This window comes from Phaeodactylibacter luteus (genome assembly GCF_007993045.1).
Lineage (GTDB): Bacteria > Bacteroidota > Bacteroidia > Chitinophagales > Saprospiraceae > Phaeodactylibacter > Phaeodactylibacter luteus.
In genome coordinates, this window is sequence record NZ_VOOR01000126.1 from 1 (window position 1) to 1686 (window position 1686).

3 protein-coding genes are annotated in these 1686 nt (G+C 42.3%); all 3 read left to right on the top strand.

Going from position 1 to position 1686, the window contains the following annotated elements:
- The first annotated feature begins 541 nt into the window (after positions 1–541).
- Positions 542–853: a hypothetical protein gene (locus tag FRY97_RS21750; RefSeq protein WP_147169726.1), complete on the top strand. Its 312-nt coding sequence runs from the start codon at positions 542–544 to the stop codon at positions 851–853.
- 6 nt (positions 854–859) lie between these two features.
- Positions 860–1324: a type II toxin-antitoxin system VapC family toxin gene (locus FRY97_RS21755; protein WP_147169727.1), complete on the top strand. Its 465-nt coding sequence runs from the start codon at positions 860–862 to the stop codon at positions 1322–1324.
- Positions 1325–1413: 89 nt separating this feature from the next.
- Positions 1414–1686, top strand: a 273-nt coding sequence (locus tag FRY97_RS23045; RefSeq protein ID WP_211356955.1) for a hypothetical protein, incomplete at its 3' end; no start/stop codon positions are given.

The window sequence follows — 1686 nt, forward strand, 5'->3', positions numbered from 1 at the left end:
GCGAACCGCGACAGCGGTACCGGGCTTTCCGGGCGGTTCTGAATACTATTAGTATCAGTCCAGATCTGTACACCCTGAAGTCCAGATAAAAGGAAAGAGCAAGACTGCACAGCGCCCAGCCATTGCCATGCAGCTGTGCAGAAGGCCAGCAAAACCGCCAGCAAAAAGCATCAGCCCGAGGGGGCTGTATCCCAGCATTTTCCTTCCGGCCAGCCTTGATGCCCCACCGCCGGCTAGTTTCCCCCTATTGCCACGCAGGCGGCATTGTGATTTTTTGTATTTTGTAGCATTGCCTGGGGTATAGTGTGGCGCGCTGGGCGCTATGCAAAGCCTGGAAAAAGCGCAACAAATTGGGGGGATAAGGCGGATATTACAGAGTTGGCTGCTATTAGATCCAACCCTCGACATGACAAACAGCAGATGAGAAAGAATAAATAAACTGAAAATCAATGGATTATATTTAGGATGGAACTATAGGTGAACAGAGTTTGTAAATATCTTTGGCAACGATTATCTTGTATCTGAGTAAACAGCGGTAAAAATGAATAAAGCAAAAGAGATAAGGTCGGATATTTTCGAGATCCTCATACAAGTTGAGGACATTGAGACCTTGAAGGTGATCCGAAAAGAGCTTGAGGAGGTACTTTATAATAAGGCACATAAAAAGGAAGAAGAAAAACCTCGACCGGCCTTCATGGAAGGAGTCAAGGGAATAAGGGAAGCAGTAACCCTGGAGCAATTGAAAAAAGAACAGAATTACAGTCCTTGTACATATGAAGAATTCAGGGTCGAGGCAGATGCTATAGATTGGGATGATGTGACATTAGATGAGCTACTTGAAGCGATAAAATAGAAAGGAGTGGACTATTTATTGGATACCAATGTGCTGATAATTTATAGCCGTAGTGCGGATATCGCCAGACGTATTGAAAGAGACCATCAATTATTCGACGGCAGTAACGATCTTGCTGTTTCGGTAGTCACCATCGGCGAAATTAATTCATTGATCGCCCAGTACGGTTACGGGAAGAGAAGGAAGAAAAGTATCCAAAATGTGCTCGACAAAGTACTCGAGATAGATATTAACATTCGTAAGATTCTGGATTTGTATGGTCAAATAGATGCGTACAGCCAAGGTAAATTAAAAGATAAGAAAGGAAATTTTACATCCAGAAATATGGGTAAGAACGATTTATGGATTGCGGCAACTGCCAGTGCATTTGATATGGTTTTAGTTACCACTGATCAGGATTTTGTCCATCTTGATGGTGAATTTATCAAACTGAAATATATCGATATCGAAAAATATAGAAAGGGAAAATGAATTAACAGCAGCCAACAAGGTGCATACGTCCATGCCTTTCGCCGGTCGGCACGGCTCATGCACGGGCCGTGCCATACTATAATCAGAAAATGAAAGTAGAAATATCGAAAAAGTCATATAAGAATCCACACAAAAAAAGGAACGGTGATTTTTGTGAATTTGAGATTATTGAAAACGGGAATTTAGTCATTCTGGCTTTAGGAGATGGTGTGGGGAGTAGTCCATGTGACTGGAAAGCATCAAAGGTATGTTGTCAAACATTCATTGAACCAAATGTACAGAAAATTCTGACCGCGCGCTCACGTGCGCGAAAATTTTGTATCTTCTGTGCATGGACTTTAAGAAGATATATCAAAACGAGC